Annotated in this window: 17 protein-coding genes; 4 read left to right on the forward strand and 13 right to left on the reverse strand. The window is 26.3% G+C overall.

What is annotated here, in order from left to right:
- The 3 genes from ACNI3D_RS08545 to ACNI3D_RS08555 all read right to left on the reverse strand — a co-directional run bounded on the left by ACNI3D_RS08545 (position 1) and on the right by ACNI3D_RS08555 (position 4,066).
- Entirely contained in the window at positions 1-390 is a 390-nt protein-coding gene (locus ACNI3D_RS08545; RefSeq protein ID WP_129099178.1) for a PAS domain-containing protein, read from the reverse strand.
- 2 nt (positions 391-392) lie between these two features.
- The gene (locus ACNI3D_RS08550) at positions 393-2,690 is read right to left on the reverse strand and encodes a methyl-accepting chemotaxis protein (RefSeq protein WP_419766700.1); all 2,298 of its coding nucleotides are present in this window, start codon (positions 2,688-2,690) and stop codon (positions 393-395) included.
- Between the two features lie 92 nt (positions 2,691-2,782).
- Entirely contained in the window at positions 2,783-4,066 is a 1,284-nt protein-coding gene (locus ACNI3D_RS08555) for a M20/M25/M40 family metallo-hydrolase (protein WP_419766701.1), read from the reverse strand.
- 111 nt (positions 4,067-4,177) lie between these two features.
- Here ACNI3D_RS08555 and ACNI3D_RS08560 point away from each other — a divergent pair, with 111 nt between their 5' ends.
- Complete coding sequence (locus tag ACNI3D_RS08560) at positions 4,178-5,965, forward strand: HD domain-containing phosphohydrolase (protein WP_419766702.1); 1,788 nt, start codon at positions 4,178-4,180, stop codon at positions 5,963-5,965.
- Positions 5,966-5,981: 16 nt separating this feature from the next.
- On the opposite strand, the gene ccsA is transcribed toward ACNI3D_RS08560, so the two are convergent.
- Positions 5,982-8,801: a cytochrome c biogenesis protein CcsA gene (ccsA, locus tag ACNI3D_RS08565; protein ID WP_419766703.1), complete on the reverse strand. Its 2,820-nt coding sequence runs from the start codon at positions 8,799-8,801 to the stop codon at positions 5,982-5,984.
- A 136-nt stretch (positions 8,802-8,937) separates the two neighbouring features.
- Between ccsA and cmoB the strand changes: the two genes are divergently transcribed.
- Positions 8,938-9,867, forward strand: coding sequence for a tRNA 5-methoxyuridine(34)/uridine 5-oxyacetic acid(34) synthase CmoB (cmoB, locus tag ACNI3D_RS08570; protein ID WP_129099183.1), 930 nt, complete (start codon positions 8,938-8,940; stop codon positions 9,865-9,867).
- On the opposite strand, the gene ACNI3D_RS08575 is transcribed toward cmoB, so the two are convergent.
- Entirely contained in the window at positions 9,864-10,832 is a 969-nt protein-coding gene (locus ACNI3D_RS08575) for a GGDEF domain-containing protein (RefSeq protein ID WP_419766704.1), read from the reverse strand. The two genes, cmoB and ACNI3D_RS08575, sit on opposite strands and share 4 nt — an antisense overlap.
- A gap of 79 nt (positions 10,833-10,911) precedes the next feature.
- Positions 10,912-11,505: an MBL fold metallo-hydrolase gene (locus ACNI3D_RS08580; RefSeq protein WP_419766705.1), complete on the reverse strand. Its 594-nt coding sequence runs from the start codon at positions 11,503-11,505 to the stop codon at positions 10,912-10,914.
- A gap of 62 nt (positions 11,506-11,567) precedes the next feature.
- On the opposite strand from ACNI3D_RS08580, the gene ACNI3D_RS08585 reads away from it, so the two are divergent.
- Positions 11,568-12,389, forward strand: coding sequence for a ferritin-like domain-containing protein (locus tag ACNI3D_RS08585; RefSeq protein ID WP_129099186.1), 822 nt, complete (start codon positions 11,568-11,570; stop codon positions 12,387-12,389).
- Positions 12,390-12,508: 119 nt separating this feature from the next.
- Positions 12,509-13,750 (forward strand): response regulator, encoded by a 1,242-nt coding sequence (locus ACNI3D_RS08590; protein WP_419766706.1) that lies wholly within the window; start codon positions 12,509-12,511, stop codon positions 13,748-13,750.
- A gap of 1 nt (position 13,751) precedes the next feature.
- Here ACNI3D_RS08590 and ACNI3D_RS08595 read toward each other — a convergent pair whose 3' ends face one another.
- From ACNI3D_RS08595 to ACNI3D_RS08625, 7 genes are read right to left on the reverse strand one after another with little or no spacing between them, the layout of a single operon-like run.
- Complete coding sequence (locus tag ACNI3D_RS08595) at positions 13,752-14,816, reverse strand: EAL domain-containing protein (RefSeq protein ID WP_419766707.1); 1,065 nt, start codon at positions 14,814-14,816, stop codon at positions 13,752-13,754.
- Positions 14,817-14,826: 10 nt separating this feature from the next.
- Positions 14,827-15,468 (reverse strand): pyridoxamine 5'-phosphate oxidase, encoded by a 642-nt coding sequence (pdxH, locus tag ACNI3D_RS08600; RefSeq protein ID WP_419766708.1) that lies wholly within the window; start codon positions 15,466-15,468, stop codon positions 14,827-14,829.
- Between the two features lie 9 nt (positions 15,469-15,477).
- Positions 15,478-16,011 (reverse strand): DUF3833 domain-containing protein, encoded by a 534-nt coding sequence (locus ACNI3D_RS08605; protein WP_129099190.1) that lies wholly within the window; start codon positions 16,009-16,011, stop codon positions 15,478-15,480.
- Complete coding sequence (locus ACNI3D_RS08610) at positions 16,008-17,234, reverse strand: class I SAM-dependent methyltransferase (RefSeq protein WP_419766709.1); 1,227 nt, start codon at positions 17,232-17,234, stop codon at positions 16,008-16,010. Before ACNI3D_RS08610 ends, ACNI3D_RS08605 begins: the two co-directional genes overlap by 4 nt.
- A complete protein-coding gene (locus tag ACNI3D_RS08615; protein WP_129099192.1) occupies positions 17,234-17,977 on the reverse strand; it encodes a DUF1365 domain-containing protein in 744 nt (247 codons plus the stop codon). Before ACNI3D_RS08615 ends, ACNI3D_RS08610 begins: the two co-directional genes overlap by 1 nt.
- Positions 17,974-19,209, reverse strand: coding sequence for an NAD(P)/FAD-dependent oxidoreductase (locus ACNI3D_RS08620; protein ID WP_419766710.1), 1,236 nt, complete (start codon positions 19,207-19,209; stop codon positions 17,974-17,976). Before ACNI3D_RS08620 ends, ACNI3D_RS08615 begins: the two co-directional genes overlap by 4 nt.
- Positions 19,210-19,218: 9 nt before the next feature.
- Entirely contained in the window at positions 19,219-19,710 is a 492-nt protein-coding gene (locus tag ACNI3D_RS08625; protein ID WP_419766711.1) for a lipocalin family protein, read from the reverse strand.
- Positions 19,711-19,718 lie beyond the last annotated feature (8 nt).

The raw sequence follows: 19,718 nt of genomic DNA on the forward strand, positions 1-19,718 counted from the left end.
TTATTGCATTGTTTTATATAATGCTTCATATTTAGTAATTTCACCTTGAGGAGGCTTTCTTCTACATGACATAAAACACTGTTCTCCTTTTTCATTTTTATAGGGATAAATAGTGGCACAAACCCAATAAAATCCTCCAGATTTTGTTTTATTTTTAACAAAACCTTGCCAAACTTTATTATTTTTTACTGTTTCCCATAGGTCTTTAAATGCTGCTTTTGGCATATCATCATGTCGTATTATATTATGTGGTTTTCCAATTAAATCATTAAGTTCATACTCTGCAATACTACAAAACTCTTCATTTGCAAAAATAATGTTTCCTTTAGAGTCTGTTTCACTTACTAAAAAAGCATTATCTTTTAATACAGTTTCTTTATTTAAACCCATAATTAATCCCTTTTCTTAAATAAATTATCACAATGTATTTCTTTCATCTTATCCATTAATGTAAATACATCTTTCATAGATTCTTCTAAATTTTGTGCTACTGAAATGATTTGACCATTTTTATAATTTCCAGCATATAAATCAGCAGAATCTTGAACCATAACATGAACTTTTTTATGTTCTTCATATAAAGTTTGCCACTCTTTAGATTTTGCTAGTTGTGTCTCTTTTGTTGAATTCAACCATTTACCTAAATCACATTCATTATGATTTTTAACAATTATTCTCTCTCCACCAGAAATGCATTGGCTAAATGCATCATTTTTAAATGAAACATGATCAGTCTTGAGTTTATTTAGTTTAAATACAAAAGCTGTATCACAGACTCTTCTTTTTGCATTTGTATCAAAAGTTGTTGAATCAACTGCTTCTTGTAACTGTTTTGATAAAGATTTTGTATTAGCAGCCATTTCATTGATTTGATTAGCTAAAGATGCATTTTTTTGTGTTGCTTGATCAAGTGCATTAACCGTGTCATTTATTTGAATCATTGCAGACTCTTGCTCTTTTGTTGAAGTTGCTACTTCGTTAATTATTTTTTCAGATTGTGCAATATTTTCATTAAGATCTTTAAAACCAGTTATCATTTTAGAGGCAACTTCTTTACCTTCTTTTGATTTTGCATTAGCGCTTTCAACTAATCTTTTAATTTCATTTGCCGCTTCTGCACTTCTTGTTGCTAAATTTCGCACTTCTGCTGCAACAACAGCAAATCCTTTTCCAGCTTCACCAGCAGTTGCTGCTTCAACTGCTGCATTTAGACTCAAAATATTTGTTTGAAATGCTATTTGGTCAATTATTGTAATTGCTTCATTTATTGTAGTTACTTCTACACTAAGTTCTTCCATAGAATCAGAGGTCTTCTTAGCCAATTCAATACCTGCATTACTAGAATTAGCAACTTTAGCTGAATATTCAAGCATTTTAGAAGTATTTACATTCCCACTTTTTATTGTAGATGTTACCTCTTCAATTGCTGCAGCTGTTTCTTCTAAAGCAGCTGCTTGTTCATTTGAAGATCTACTTAATTCAAATGAAGCACTAGAAAGTTCATCTGCACTAAAGGCTAATCTTTTAGTTGAATTATCTATTATTGAGATAACTTCATTAATAGCTGTTTGTGTAATTTTTGTCCCACCAAATAATGATGAAACAAGACCTGTTATATTAGGAATTTCTGGTATTTTATAAGTATAATTTGCTTTTGATAATTCAATTAAGGAATCAGATAAAATAATCAGATTATTTTTTGTTGTTTCTATCATTCCATTAATTTCATCAATTAAATCATTTAACTCACTAGTTGCACCTTTTATTAATACTTTATCATTAAATAATCCAACATTAACTTTTCCAATAACATCTTTAACATTGTCTATGGCTAGCTTATCTTGGATTATATTTTGTTCAACTTTATTAATATAAAGATTAAAATTATTAGCGATATTGCCAAGTTCATCATTTGTGTGAAGTTCAATTTTTGTAATTTCATTACTATTTGCAAGTTTTTTAACTCCCAAATCAAGTTTTTGAATACTTCTTAATATATTATTAACAACAAAGAATAAATAGATAACAGAACTTATAAAAATAATTGATAGAAATATAGAAACTAATCGAAATGTATTAATTATTTCGATATCTTCCTCAATTGATTTTGTTAAATTATCTTTTTGCAAAGTTACAAGGTTTTCAAGATTTTCTTCAAGTGTTGTTGTAAAAGTATCAACATCTTCCATGTTTTTTTCAACATCAATTGAAAAGTTTATAAATTTAGTAAAAGTTTCTTTATCTTCTTGTGATATTTCATTTGTATTTGAAAAGTTTTTTATTAATATATCTCTATTTTCTACAGCTAATATACCATTTTGAGCCATTTTCTTTAATGAAAATACATAATTATCGAAAACCTTATCTATATTTTTTAAAAAAATATCATTTTTAGCATTTATATTTTTATTACTAATATTTTTTCTAATAAGTCTGTATTTCTTTACAATAATATCTATTTCTTTAAATCCATTTTTGTCACCCATAAGTGAAATATCTGTACTTAATTCTTGTATACTTTTTATTAAAAACTTCATTTCCTTAAATAATGAAGTTAGTTTTGTCCCTTCAATTAAATGTTTATTTGCATTCTCTATTTTTGACAAAGACACAAATAATCCAGCACCATTAAGAATAAGTACAATAGTAAATATCGTAATTAAAATATTAGATTTACTTCTAATTTTCATAAGTCCACCTTTTTTATAAAGTGACATTGTATTAGAAATAATATAAATATTTACATAATTATATTAATAAAAAAAATTTATTTTAAATTAATTTATAATTCGATAACTTCTTTTACAATTTGAAATAGATTATTAATAGAACTAATACTTACTTTTTCATCATATGAGTGTGGATTATAGATATTTGGTCCTATTGATGCAACTTTTAAATGCGGAAACTTCTCTTTAAAAATAGCACACTCTAATCCTGCATGAATAGCTCTAAATTCTGCTTTTTCATTATGTTTTTTATATATTTCATATACTGTTTGGGTAAATTCATTTTTATCTGGCTTCCATGCTGGATATTTACCTTTTGTTTCAACTTCAAAGTTATATTTTTCTAATGTTTCTTTTGTCTCTTTTTTTATAGTATATAATTTATCATTATCCATAGATCTAGCACTTAACTTGACAACTATTTCATTAAGTTGAGTTTTTGCAATTGCTAAGTTAATTGAAGTTTCTACTACATTTAGTTCAGGATTAAACTCTCTTACTCCATTTTCAAAATTATAAATGAAATCAATTATTTCATCACTATATATATTAAAGTGTTCAGGTACATCTTTTACTTCTGTTATGCTCATATTTTCATGGTTTATTAGTGGTGGAGTTTTAGCTGCAATTATTGCTTTTGCATTTGCAGGAATTGAATTAATTCTTTCCCCTCCATTTAAATCTAATAATTTACCACCACATTCTTTAATTGATTTTGCAATTAGTTTTAAGGCATTTGGTATATTTTCATGGATATTTACACCACTATGTCCACCTCTTAGTTTTGAAATAGTTATTTCATATATTTTTAACTTATCATTATTGGCAATCAATTTATGAGAAGAGTGTTTAGCTATTATATCAACACCTCCTGCACATCCTATGCAAATTTCTCCTTCTTCTTCTGAATCAATATTTAACATAAAAGGAGATTTGATTTCAAGATTTATATCATTTGCTCCAATTAAACCAATCTCTTCATCAGATGTAAAAAGATACTCTAAATCTTTATTTTCAGCCATAAGTGCTAGCATATAAGAACATCCAATACCATTATCTGCACCTAAAGTTGAATTCTCTGCCTTAAAAAAGCCATTGTCTTCTATTATTTTAGGAATAGTATTATCTATTAAACAAACAATATCATAGTGAGATTGTAAACAAATCTTAGATTTTGAGTTTTTCTTTTTACAAAGGATATTATTAACTTCATCAACAAAACACTCATAATCATATTCTAAAGCGTAATTTTTAACATAATTTATAAATTCATTGTGTGTACCACTGCATCTTGGTATGGTTGTTATTTCTTTAAATATATCTAATACTAAATTCAAAATAGACCTTTATTTTTTTATAATTATATCAAAAAGATTTAAATACATCATTATTATTTTATTTCTTTTTAAGATATAATAATTGTAAACATATAATTTTTAGGAATGACTATGAAACTATCATTAAAAACACTTCTTTTAATTTCTTTTTCTTTTATTATTGTTATATCAATGAGTATTATATCAATGATGTCATATTATTCTACAAAAGCCAATATGGCAGAACAATCATATAAGATAATGCAAAATATATCAGACTTTGCAGTTGATAAATCAAAAACATATATGAATGTTGCAACTGATGCTTCTAATTTGACGAGAAACTTAGAAAATAAACATGTAATAAATATGGATAATGAAAAAAAACTAGTTAGTTATTTCTTTGAACAAATGGCTATAAATCAATATTTTTCAGGACTTTATTACGCTTCTACTGATGGAAATTTTTTGATGCTTTTAAAAGATAAAAATGGATATTTAAAGAAAAAGATTTATTTTAACGATGAACAAAAAAGAGTAGTTACACTTTCCCATAATGATAAAAATATGAATTTAGAAAAAGAAGAAATACTTCCTAATGACAAATATGAACCAAGGCTTAGGGCTTGGTATATAAATGCGATTCAACATAAAAAATCAACTTGGACCGAGCCGTATATTTTTTATACTACAAAAAAAACTGGAATAACAATATCAACACCAATTTATAATAATAAAAATGTACTTTTAGGAGTAATAGGGATTGATATAGAAATAGAAAGTTTATCTACTTTTATTAATAATCTAAAGCTAGGAGATAATGGAAAAGTATTTTTAATAAATAAAGCCTTAAAAATATTATCATTGCCCACAGAAAAAAATAAGATTATTACAATGGATAGTTTAGAAAAAAATAGTATTATAAAACTTGCATATAATGAACTAAAAAAACAAACAGATGTTAAGTCTATAAAAAATAAACTTTTTTTAACACTTAAAAAAGGTGATGATACTTATCAAGCCATGTTTTTACCTTTTAAAATTGGGGAATTACAATGGACGGTTGGTATGTATGTTCTAGAAGATGATTTTTTAGGAATATTAAAAAATAACAATATTTTTAATATTTTATTTATAATAATTATTGGATTTATATCTTTATTTATTAGTCTTAAAATATCAAACTATATTTCAAGTCCAATATTAAAATTAAGAAATATGACTAAAAAAATTGAGGTACTAAATCTAAATCAATCAGATGTTCATCCAAATCCAATAAAAGAAATAAATGAGTTAATTACTTCATTTAATAAGATGAAAATAAATCTAAAAGAGTCATATTTAGATACTTTGTACAGATTAGCTGTAGCCTCTGAATATAAAGATAGTGATACAGCAGAACATATAAATAGAATTGGATTATATTCTGAAACAATAGCTAGAAGGCTTAGATTGTCTGAAGATGAAATATATATATTAAAACATGCTAGTGCCATGCATGATATAGGAAAGCTTGGTATTCCAGATAGAATATTGTTAAAACCAGGGAAATTAGATGAGCAAGAAAGAAAGATAGTTGAAACACATCCTGCAATAGGAGCTGCTATATTGAAGAATCCTACTTCTAATATTATGAAAATGGGAAGAGATATCTCTTTATATCACCATGAAAAATGGGATGGGACTGGTTATCCAAAAGGCTTAAAAGCAGAAGAAATACCATTATTTGCTAGAATTGTATCTATTGTAGATGTTTTTGATGCTTTGATGTCTAAACGATGTTATAAAGAGGCATTTAGTGAAAATAAATCTAAAGATATTATTTTAAAAGGAAAAGGTACATTCTTTGATCCAAAAATTGTAGATGCTTTTGAAGAGTGCTTTGAAGAGTTAGTTAAAATATCAAAAGAAAATTCATAAAAACCTAAGTAAAAACTTAGGCTTTTAGATTTCTATTTCTATATGCAGCTGCAATTGTAACTAATACAAAAGTTGTTACAACATAAACCCACATAGGGATTGGCACAGGATCTCCTGTCGCATATGAATGCATTCCAGATAAATAGAAGTTTACTCCAAAATATGTCATTAAAATCGTACTAAATGCTAAAACAGAAGCAGTTGTTAAAACAAATGGATTATTTAATGATTTAACAAATCTTAAGTGAATAACTATGGCATAAACAACTATTGATACATAAGCCCAAGTCTCTTTTGGATCCCAGCCCCAATATCTTCCCCAAGATTCATTTGCCCAAACTCCACCTAAGAAGTTTCCAATTGTAATTGCACTTAATCCAATGATTAAAGACATTTCATTTATATAAGTTATATGTTTAATTGTCTCATCTAAGTGAGGTCTATTTTTTCTAAATATAAAGAGTATAAGTGTCATAAATCCAATAATAGCACTTAATCCAAAGAAACCATAAGATGCTGTTAAAATTGAAACATGGATTGTTAACCAATATGATTTAAGTACTGGAACCAAATTTGTAATTTGTGGATCTATGCTTGTTAAGTGAGCTGTAAACATAAATATAGCAGCCACTATAACTGAGGCACTTAAAGCAAGTAATGATTTTCTAAAGAAAACTACACCTGCAAAAACACCAGACCATGATATATAAAGTAAAGATTCATATGTATTTGACCAAGGAGCATGCCCAGCAATTAACCATCTAAATCCCATTCCAAAAGTGTGAGTTGCAAATAATATTGCTAAAACAATAAATGCCACTAATGTAGTTTTCTTAGGTTTTATTTTAGGGTTAAATACAACAATAAATGATGTAATTAACATAATAAATCCTACAAATAAATAAGCTAGTGTTAGTTTTGGAAATATATCAATTTTATTAAATAATATTTCATTAGAGATTTCTCTTTCACTAGGAATAATTTTCTCACCAACTTTTCTTTGATAAGAGTTAATAAAATCTAAATATTTTCCTGCATTCTCCCAATCTTCAATAATTATTGTATTAATAAATCCTCTAACCATCGTTTCAACAGCTTTTTGAGCTCTTCCTTGAAAAGTTTGCATTGCATCTACTGGATTAAGCCATTTTGTTGACTTATTATCATCAGGGTTAGGGAACATGTTAAATAAGTTTGCATTATAAGTCATATAAGCGATATTTAATCTTTCATCAACTCTAATTACATCTTTTTCATATGTACCTCTATCAGAAGGTTTTGTTGTAATTGCTTTATTTATTTCGTTAGCTAAAATATATTTTCCATCTTTGAAAACTTCCGAAAATGCAATATATTTTCGTGAATTATCAATTCCTAAGAATTTTTTTAATCTTGGAGTAGTGATTTTTATCATTTTCACATCTCTCCAGATTTCTGGTCGAGAAATCATTCCTAGAACTATTTGATCAGCATTTAGATCAAACATACTTGTTTTTCCTGATAATTTTAAAAGTATTTCTCTATCTAATGTATCAATAGGTTTCATTCTTCCTGCATTACTTTGAACAGTGAGTAATCCAAATTTATTTGCCACAGAAGATGAATCTTTTTTAAGCATATTTATATATTCTTCAGGATTTTTGTACTCTTTTATTACTACTTGATGTTGAGATTGAGATGTTTGTTCTTCTTGTGTTTGTTGTTCTGCTGCATGTAGATTACAGGCCGTAAAAGACAAACTTAGAGCAACAACCAACGATGCAAAGTTTTTATTTTTTAATTTATTAGCAAGTATCCAAAATCTCGATTGTTTACTAAATAGGTTTAAAATAAGTCCTAAAGTTAAGAAAAAATATCCTGCATAAGTTGGCCATTTACCTGGATCATTGTTTACTGACAAAACTGTTCCTTTTTCATCTGGGTCATAAGAACTTTGGAAGAATAAAAAATTGCCTTGGTGAAGTGTTCTATTCATAAAAATTCTATAATCATATGATTTTCCATTTGCTTCATTAACTGTAACTTCTGAAGCATAAGAAGAAGGGGACATACTTCCTGGATATCTATCAAGTTGAAAGTCATTTAGTTTAATTGAAAAAGGTAATTTTAATAATTTAGAACCATATTCTAAAGTTACAATAGTATCACCAAAGTCTTCAATTTTTGGAAAACCTTTTTGTCCTCTTTTACCTGGTAGTCTAACTGTTTTAGTTACTCCATTTAAAGTTAAGTCAACAGATAAGATACCCATTTCTGATTTGCCTTTTTTACTTACAGTATAATCAATATAATTTAAATTCAAATCTTTATTGTTAAATTTTATGTCATAACTAAAATTATTTAACTTTTGGGCAAAATATTCAACTAAGCCTGTATTATAACCATCATCCATACCTTTTCTTAAAGTTGATGCTGCAAATTCTAATGGATATTCTTTGTAAAAAGAACTTCCATCTTTTTGTTTAATCTGTACTTGTAAGTATGGATTTAAAGAATACATTAAATCTTGAGTTTGACCTTCTCTTATTTGCATAATACCTTCATATCCTGCAAATCTTGTAACTGCGGCACCTATTAAAATCAAAACAAAAGATGAATGAAACAAAAATTTTGCTTTTTGTCTCCACATTTTTCTTCTGTATATAATTCCCATTAAATTAACTGTTGTAAGAACTAAAATAGCTTCGTACCACAAGTTATCATAAACTAAAACTCTAGCAGTTGAAGTTCCATAATCATTTTCAATAAATGTAGCTACAGCTGCACCAATTGCTAATAAAGCAAGCAGGGAAAGTGTAGTTTTAAATGAAAATAATATATCTAATATCTTATTCAAAATATAAGTCCTTTTGTATCTTTTTTCTGTTTCATTATAATGATGCATTATTAATAAAATATTAACTATTTCAAGTATAATAAGATTTTGTAATTATATCAAAAGATATTTAAGAAATTATGATTATAATTGCATTATGAATGAACAAAATAAACAATTAGAAGAATTACAAAAAAAGAGAATAGAGTGTCTTTCTTGGAAAAATATTAAACCATGGCATGAGCAACTTTTAAAAGCACAAGAAATCCAAAAAAGACCTTGTGAAGTTAAACTTGAAGATTGGCTTACTATTGGAAAAGAATCAGATTTAAATGATGAAGAAAAAGAGATTATTTTACAAACAGCAAAAACATTAATACCTTGGAGAAAAGGACCTTTTAATCTTTTTGGATTGGAAATTGATAGTGAATGGCAAAGTAATATAAAGTATAATCTTATTCGACCACATTTTAATTTAAAAGATAAAGTTGTCGCTGATATAGGTTGTAACAATGGTTATTATATGTTTAGAATGCTTGAGGATAAGCCTAAAAAACTTATAGGATTTGACCCAAGTCCACTTACTATGCTTCAATTTGAGTTTATTAATCATTTTATAAAAAGTGATATAGTTTATGAAAAACTTGGAGTTGAACATTTAGAAATATATAATCATAGTTTTGATTTTATTTTTATGTTAGGTGTTTTGTACCACAGAGCTGATCCTGTTGGGACATTAAAGCTTTTAAGAAACTCTTTAAATAAAGATGGTGAAGTTTTAATTGATACTTTTATGATAGATGGTGAAGATGAAGTTGCTTTAACTCCAAATGGACGATACTCAAAAATACCAAATATCTATTTTGTACCTACAATCCCAGCACTTAAAAATTGGTTAAATAGAGCAGGGTTCTGTGATATTGAAGTTCTTGCAGTCACAACTACTTCAAGTGAAGAGCAAAGAAAAACAAAATGGTCTTTTGATCAAAGTTTGGAAGACTTTTTAGACCCAAATGACAAAAATAAAACAGTGGAAGGTTATCCAGCACCTAAAAGGGTATATGTAAAAGCAAGAAGAAAGAATTAGAATAAATCTATATTATCTTCTTCTTTTATATCAGTAAAGGCTAAAAATGAACTTCTTCCTTTATTTTTAGCTTCATAAAGTGCTGTATCAGTATTTTTTATAATTTGATCTAGTGATGAATGTTTTGTATTAAACTTATCATAACCAATACATATTGTTTTTTTAAGAGTAGCTTTTTCATTTATTTGTATTTCAACATTTGCAAAGTCTTCAATAATCTTTTCGCATATAACTCTGATTTCATTTTCATTGTCACTACTTAAAATAGAAACTAAAAATTCATCTCCTGAAAGTCTTGCTACTAAATCAAATTCTGAGATATTTGTATGAATAACTTTCGCAAGTTCTATTAAAACCTTATCTCCAATATCATAATCAAATTCATCAATTACAGCTTTAAATCTATCTATTCCTATCATTAAAAAGAATATATCACTTGTATCAGTATGTGATAAGTTAATCAATTTATTAACATGTTCAGTTAGATATTGTCTATTATAAACATTTGTAACAGAATCAATTGAGTTTGATTGAACATAGTTTTTCTTTAAAATACCACTTTGGATAATAGGTGATATTTGAAAAAATGCTGACTCAATTGCATTATATTCAGCTTCTAGTACTGTAAAATGAGTTTTTGAAGTAGAAGAGAAAGATACTATAGCATTTTGAGAAGTGTGAGTATTAATTATAAAGAAAAAAGATTTATCATCATCTAAATAAAACTCTTCTCCTTTTACATAAATATTCTCTTTTCTATTGTTTTTCATATCAAATAAAGAAAATGTCACATTGTCGACATTATAATTTCTATTTAGCCACAAATAAATATCTTCTGCCATTTGTTTTAGGTTTGAAGAGTATTGTAGTTGTTCATATAATTCATAAATCTTTTCTAAAGAAGTAAAATCTTTTTCATGATTGCATGATGATTTAATCAAATTTAGTATAGAATTTTTTAACATGACTCTTCTTTCTCTAATTTTATATATATTATAAGTATTTTTTATTGAAAATAGGATTAAAACTTAATTTTAATCCTATTTATAAATAATTTAACCAACCTTTTAATGAATGATTTTCATCCCTTAATGTTGTACTTTCACCATGTCCTGGATGAATCTTAATATTTCTTTCCCAAGATAAAACTTTTTTAATACTATTTTTCATATCTTGAGGATTTGAAAAAGGAAAATCTACTCTTCCAATTGTGCCTTTAAATATAAAGTCACCACTAAAAAGATTACCTTCTATTTCTATAGCAGAACAACCAGGTGTATGTCCTGGAAAAAAATGATATTTTACAATTGTACCATCAAAATCAAACTCTTCATCTTCATTTACTAAAATATCTGGATGACTTGGTGTCATTCCAAATCCATATGGATCTTTTTCAAGTAAAAATGCATCATCTTTAGGACAATAAATTTTCAACCCAAATTCCTGACTAACTTCATAGTTTGACCACACATGATCAAAGTGTCCATGAGTATTTAATATAACAACAGGATTTGTAACATTTTGTTTTATCCATTCTATTGCATCAACACCTGGATCTATTATAAAGTCTTTATTATCAACTGTCGCAATATAACAATTTGTTTGATACTCACCCATTGGTTTTCTTTTTATATCCATTTTAAACCTTATTAGATAGAATCTATTTTATTTTTGTGATTATATCAATTTAGAGGTAATAAGTGAATTATTTTAGGGATTTAGAAGAGATTTTATTAACAGTTAATCCAAATGAAAAGTTTAGAAAATTTAATTTTTTTTACAAAGAATTTATAAATGAAGATGTAGATTTTAATGATAATTATAAAGTTGTTGAGTTAAATGAACCGTCGTATAAAGATTTTATGAAAATTGTTCTTCCAAAAAATGTAAAAATAAGAAAATATTTTAATACAGATGAAGGTAAAGCTAGTTTACTTCACACTATAGCTCATATTGAATATAGTGCTATTGATTTAGCTCTTGATGCTGCATTAAGGTTTAAAAACTTACCAAGAGAGTATTATAAAGATTGGTTAGAAGTTGCAAGTGATGAAATTAGACATTTTTTAATGATAGAAGAACTTATGGAAAAGATAGGGTATAAATATGGAGATTTTGAAGTGCATACAAATCTTTTTGAAGCTATGAAAAAAACTAATACATTAGTTGAAAGGATGGCAATTGTTCCACGATATTTAGAAGCAAATGGACTTGACCAAAATCCCAAAATTATGAAAAAACTAGAATCAAACCCTGATAAAATTAATAATGAGATTTTAAAAGCACTTAGTATTATATTAGAAGAAGAAGTTGATCATGTATATAAAGGTGATAAATGGTTTAAATATGCTTGTAAAAAAAATAATCTTGATACTGAAAATACATATTTGGAATTATTAGAAAAATATTATCCAGGAAGTACACAAGGAAAAAAACTAGATATGAATTTTGAAGCTAGAAAAAAAGCTGGATTTTCTTGTGATGAATTAAAAAGACTATCAAATAGAAATGAATGCAACTAATATTTTATATTAAATAATAAAAAGAAATATAATAATCACTTAATATTAAACTCTATATAATAATTTCAAATTTATATAAGTTAATCAAAATAATATAATGAATTTAGAAAAGGTCACTTATGAATAATAATTTTTTAAATAAAATAATAATATTAATTGTAGAAAATTCACAAATAGATAGAAAAATATTAGTTGATGCTCTTCTAAAATATTTTCCAAATATTTTAGAAGCTTCAAATGGCGAAGAAGGTTACGAAATTTACAAAGAGAATAAAAATATAGATATTATAATTTCAGATTTAAATGTAGAAAAATTATCTGGAATAAATTTTCTTAAGTTAATAAGAGCATCTAATTTAAATATTCCATTTATTGTTACAACTGCTAGAATTGAAGTAGATACAATGATTGAAGCTATAAATTTAAATGTTAGTTCTTATATTCCTAAGCCAATAGATATAGGAATTCTACTACAAAAAATAGATTCACTTTGTGAGAAGAAACACTTTGAATCAAGATTAGAAGAAAAGAGAAAAGAAATAGCTTATTTACTTGAAGCAGTGGATGTTGCAGCTCTTATTTTTAGAATGAATGCTAAAGGTGAAATTTCATACATGAATACTGCAATGTGTGAAGTTAGTGGATATGATAAAGAAGAAATTACATCATTAAATTTTGATGATATTATTCATCCTGAAATACCTAAAAAATATATTAATAGAACATGGGATGAATTGAAAAATGGAAAATTATGGAAAGGAAATACAAAATTTATAACAAAAGAGGGTGAAACTTTTTACCTAAATAACACTATTTTTAAGACAAATATGGAAGATTTTATTACTATAGCTTTTTTAACAACAAAAGAAAATTTAGAAAAAAGAGATTTTCAAAGAAAAGTAATATTGAAATTTCAAGAATCAAATAAAAGAGAATTTGAACTAAAGACTCAAAATAGTGAATTAGAAGAAAAATTTGAAAAATTAAAAAATTTGTATGAAGGCACATTAAATGCATTAAAAGTCCTTAAAGACAAAAACATATCAAATGTAAGACAATTAAATCATTATGAACTTCAAGGTGATAACTTAACTCAAAAATATGAAAAATTTATGAATTCAAAAAAAGAAGAAGTAGAAGTTTATATTAAAAGCTTAAATATTGAAAAGAAAAAAAATGAAAAATTAATATTTAAATATGATGAACTTTTAGAATTAGTAAATAATTTAAAAGAAAAAAACACTAATTTAGAAGAAGAGATAAAAAATAAAAATATTAAAATAAATGATTTAAATGAAATACTTCTAAATAAAGAAAATGAGAAATCAAAAAAAGGACTTTTTGATTTTAATAAGAAGTAGTTTACAAGTTCAATCTTCTAATTGGCTCAGCTAAAGGTTTTGCATAATAGTACCCTTGTATATAATCAACTCCAATTTCTTTTACGGTATTTAACTCTTCAATCGTTTCAACACCTTCTGCTAAAAGTTTTATTCCATTTTCATGTGATATTTGTCTAAGAGCTTTGTAAATAGATTGTTTCATAGTATCATTTTGTATATTGTCAATTATATTTCTATCTACTTTTAGAATATCTGGTTTTATATCGATAATCATATTTAAAGATGAATATCCTTCCCCTACATCATCTAATGCAATTAAAAAGCCTTTTTCTCGGTAAAAATTAAGTATTTTTTTCAAATGCTCTTTATCTTGTACTTTTTCTGTTTCAACTACTTCAAAAATGATATTTTTGGGATCATAATCTAATTGTTTTGCCCATTTAACTGTGGCTTGAAGACAAAATTCAGGATCGTATATAGAAGTTGGCAAGAAATTAATAAATATTTTTTTATTTATTCTTTTAGTTGCAGCTGTTTTAAGAGCTGTTTCTCTACATATTTGATCAAGTTTAAAGTTTGTATTATTTCTAGTTGATTTTTTAAAAATTTCATCTGGATACATTAGTGATCCATCTGGGTAAACACCTCTTATCAAAGCTTCATATCCAAAAATAGAGTTTTTTTTCATATCAATGATTGGTTGAAAATGTGAAGTAAAACTTTTACTATATAATATATCAAAAAAAGAAGCATCTTTTATAAAATTTAGATATAAGAAGAGTGGTTTTGACTTTAATACAGTATTTATAGTAAGTGGATGTCTATGATTTTCTATAAAAACTCTTATCTCTTTTTGTTCTTCTTCTGAGAACTTTTCAATTAATAAATTAGCATTTTCTTCAAAAAACAAATTTGGATTTAAAGAGATAAAAGAGCATATATTTTCATTTATATTTGTTTCTAGTCCTAATTCATTCACATACATCTGTGTTTTTTTTAATAACTCATCTATATTTGAAATAAAATGAACAGTTGATTCACTTCCACAAATATTAAACTCTTCTTTACACGAACATTGAATCATAGTATCTCCTTTATGGTGCTAATCTATTTATTTCCCAATTATTTTTCTCATTTAATTTATACTCAAATCTATCATGAAGCCTATCTTTACCACCTTGCCAAAACTCAAAAACTTTTGGTTTTATTATATATCCACCCCAAAAAGAGGGGAAAGGTATTTCTCCTTTTACAAATTTATTTTTTATTTCATCAAATTTTGCTTCAAGTAGACTTCTTGAAGTAATAATTTCACTTTGGTGAGAGACCCAAGCTCCTATTTGACTACCTTTAGGTCGAGAAAGAAAGTATTTTAAAGAATCAGTTTTACTAATCTTTTCAATTGTTCCTTCTATTTTAACTTGTCTTTCTAATCCTAACCAAGCAAAATGTGCAGCTGCATATGGATTTTCTTCTATTTGCCAAGCTTTTTTACTTTTGTAATTTGAAAAAAATACAAACCCATTTTCATCATATAATTTCAATAAAACTGTCCTAATAGATGGTTTCATGTCTTTTCCAACTGTTGCCAAACTCATAGCATTTGGTTCTAAAATTTCTGCACTTAATGCTTGTTCAAACCATACTTCAAACTGTTTGATTGGAGAGTTAAGTAAATCCTCTCTTCTTAAACCTTTTGTTGTATACTCTTGTCTTAATTTAGATAGGTCTTTCATTATAATTCTTTACTGTTTTATGATTGTAATAACTAACTCTCCAACCGTAAAACCAAACTTTTTCATTTTCGAATGATTTATTATTATACCATCTTCTTGTAAATGTAACCAATCTTTTACATTTATATCTATTGTTCCACTTCCATAAGGAACTCTCATAGTGTAGTCCATCATAACTGTATTTCCTAAGCTTCTTAAAACAGCATCACCAACTATATCAGAAGCAGTTCCTATGTAAGTACCATCTTTTTGGGGAGTTAAAGTCCAAATTCTTGTTTGTTTTGTACCATCACTATAAACAAATCTTTCATCTAAAGTTCCTACACCATTTTTATCCCAAGAACCATGCATATCAGCTTTGAAGCTTTTTATGATTTTTCCACCCATATCTTTTACTATTCCATAAGCTTTTAAATCTCCATTAAAATAATCTTTTGGAATAAACACTGGTTTTGTATCTTTAAAGTCACTCATTTTCATAGAAGTACATCCTGTAATTAATAAAGTTAAAACGATAAGTAAAGTGTATTTTATAAATCTCATGCTACTAATCCTTTGTTTAAATCTATATTTTGGTCTCTTGTTAATGTAACTTGTACTAAGTTTACATTTCTAGTTAAAAATGCAGCTTCGCAATAGTTAAGATACATCTCCCACATCCTTAAAAAATAGTCATCAAAACCAAGACTTTTTATCTCTTCTTTTTTATTTAAGAAGTTTTGATACCAGATATTCAAAGTCTTCGCATAATCTTCTGTAAACTCTTCCATATGAAGTAAGTTTAAATTGGTATGTTTTGTAGTTGTTTCTAGTATTTTAGAAACACTTGGTAAATGACCACCTGGGAAGATGTATTTTTGTATAAAATCTGTACTATTACTATAGTGCTTATATCTTTGGTCTGGCATGGTAATTATTTGTAACACTACCACTCCAGAAGGTTTTAATAAAGCTTCACATTTTTTGAAGAAGATATCAAAGTACTCTTTCCCTACTGCTTCAAACATCTCCACAGCAATAATTGCATCAAATTTACCTTCTAAATCCCTATAATCTTTTAACAAAATGTCTATGCTTTCTTCTACATTATTTTCTTTAAATTTTTGTTCACAAAGTCTTTTTTGTTCAGTACTAAGTGTTACTGTTGTTACTTTACATTGTTTTTCTTTTGCTAAATGTAAAGCCATAGAACCCCAACCTGAGCCAATTTCAAGTACATTATCACCTTTTTTTAGGTTTAATTTATTGGCAAGGTGTTCTATTTTTCTTTTTTGTGCTGTATATAAATCTTCATCTTTGTCTTTAAATATTGCAGCTGAATACATCATTGTATCATCCAAAAAAAGTTTATAAAAGTCATTTGATAAATCATAATGCTCTGAGATATTTTTTCTCGAATTCTTTTTTGAATTTTTTCTTAAGAGATGTTTTACTTTGTTAAAATGAGGAAGAAGATTTATTAAGAAATTTTTTGCATTATCTTCACTTTTTATTCCTATGTGTTTTGAATTTAATAAAGCTATTTTTATTAAATTTGTTAAATTACTTACAGAAAATTCTTTATTCATATAACTCTCTGCAAAGCCAATATCTCCATAAAAAAGAAGGTTTTTAAAGAAACTATAATCATGTATTTCTAAACAAATTTCTTCATCTAACTTATTCCCATAATATTTTATTTGACTATTTGGGTATATTACTTTTAAATTTCCTATTTGAATTTTTGATAATAAATTCTCACCAAATTTATGCCATAACTTTTTCACTAGTATCTCCTTATTTGATCTTCTTTTATAGGTTTTTTCCAAACTAGTCCCAATCTTTTTAGTTTTATTGATTGCCAGATTGTTCGGGTTACTACAAAAAAAGTTAAAAATGTATGTTTTAAGAATAGTTTTAATACATTCTTTGATGAAAACTCCAATGAGTTTCCATTAAAATATGCACAAAGTACTCGATTTTTATTTTCATACAAATCGATTTTTACTAACATCGATTTTTCAGCATACTTAAAAGTAAATTCATACTCTCCAACTCTACTAAAAAAAGGAGAGACATACATATCTTTTTTTACTATTGCTTTATATTTATTTCCTTTTGTTTCTTCTAAGTCAAGATTATAAATAACTCTACCACCATTGTAGTTATGTACTTCTGCTAAAAGTTTACTTGGTTTATTGTTTTCATCATTTATAATTAAAAGACTTATTGGATTAAAAACAAAATTCATTATTCTAGGAAGTGTTATAAAATGCATTCTTAAAGATTTTTCCACATTATGGGCTTTTAATAGATACTCCACATTATCTAAAAAACTTTTCTTTTGTCCAAAATGATCTTTTGATAAAAAAGAAAATAAATTAAATTTATTAGTCGAAAATAGGGTGTTTTTTAATGAATTTATATCGCTTAAATCAATGTCTAACATAAAAAATTTATACTTAAAAGTATGCTCAACTGGTAAAAATCTTTTATGATATATTATTCCATCAAAAAATTTATGACTCATAATCCACATCCTAAATCTTGAGCAATAGTATTAGCACTCCATAAACCATCTTCGTGGAAGCCATATCTCCAATAAGCACCTGCAAAATATGTATTGTTTACTCCATTTATTTCTTCTCTTCTTTTTTGCATATTTATTGCATTTATGTCAAAGTGAGGATGAGAATATTCAATTTTTTCAATAATATTTTCTACATTATCTATCTCATTTAAAGATACAAAATAATCCTTCTTGCTTTTTAAATTTTGCAATCTATTTATCCAATATGATAAAGTAACATTTGCATTTCCATTATTACTTTTATAGTTCCAAGCTGCATAGATTTTTTTATTTGGATATAAAACATTATTATCATTATGAAGTAGGGCACTATTATTTTTATATTTAAAAGTACCTAATATCTCTTCTTCAATAGAAGTTGTATCTTTTATTAACTCTAAAGCTTCAGGAGCATGCATTGCAAATATTACTTTGTCATAGATTGATTTTGTATTATTTGCATGATGTAAAACCACTTTATTATTCTCTCTAGTAACAGAGATAACATCAGAGTTTAATATTGTTTTTCCTGAGATTTTTTCAATGATTTTATTTACATAATTTATACTTCCATTTGATACAGTTAACCATTGATGATGACTATTTACTCCCAGTAATCCATGATTTTTGAAAAAGTTTATAAATGTATAAGCTGGAAAGTCATGCATTTTATCACTAGGCGTTGACCAAATAGCTGCCCCCATAGGAATTAGATATCTATTTTTAAATGCTTCTGAGTAGTTTTCTATATATTCACCTAATGCTTTGTTTAATTGTGGTGAATTTATTTCTAAATCAAAATTTGCTCTTTCATTAAAATTTAATATATCTTTTATCATTTTATAATGAGTTAGAGAAAATAGATTTTTCTTTTGAAAAAACATTCCTTTTAGTGATTCTCCATTGTAAGCTACATTTGATTTAGTATCCCAAAAGCCAAAACTCATATCTGAGTTTTCTATTTTTACATCAAGATCCTCAAATAGTTTTGTAAGAAGAGGGTAGGTTGCATGATTAAATACTAAAAATCCAGTATCAACTCCAAATTTCTTACCATCTTCTTCAACTTGTGTAGTTCTTGCATGTCCACCAAATCGATTATCTTTTTCATATAAATCAACTTCATGTTTACTACTTAATAAATAAGCGCTTCCAAGTCCACTTATTCCAGCACCTAATACAGCAATTTTCATATTTAATCCTTATGAATGTTTTGAGTAAATAAGTTTTGAGGTATCCATAAAGCTACCTAAAAAATCCAAAATCTTATTTAGTTCTTCTTTTTCTATATCTTTTGATTTACTCATTATCCAAATATTCTCAAAATCACTACTTGCCATTACGGCAGTTTGATAGTCATTTATATAAATAATTCTGTATTCACTTGTAAATATGAAAAAATATGTCATATCTATCTTTGACATAGAATCTTTTTCTTTTGCAACTGCTTTGCCTTCATACTGAATAATATTATTAGTATCATTTTTGTCATAACACCTATTAAATACTTTAAACGCATTGCTATCGACTAGTTTATATTCAACAGTAGGTGACAAACAATTTTTCTCAAAATAATTATATGTGCGTGCAATCTCAAACCAAGTGCCACTAAAAAGTTTAGGGTCAACAAAACTAACACTTTGTGGAGTTTTTGAATATAAATAAATGAAAAAAAATATTAATACAAAAACCATGCGCATAT

It is taken from the genome of Arcobacter siniprincipis (SeqCode), from assembly GCF_048571125.1.
In the GTDB taxonomy this organism is placed as follows: Bacteria; Campylobacterota; Campylobacteria; order Campylobacterales; family Arcobacteraceae; genus Arcobacter; species Arcobacter siniprincipis.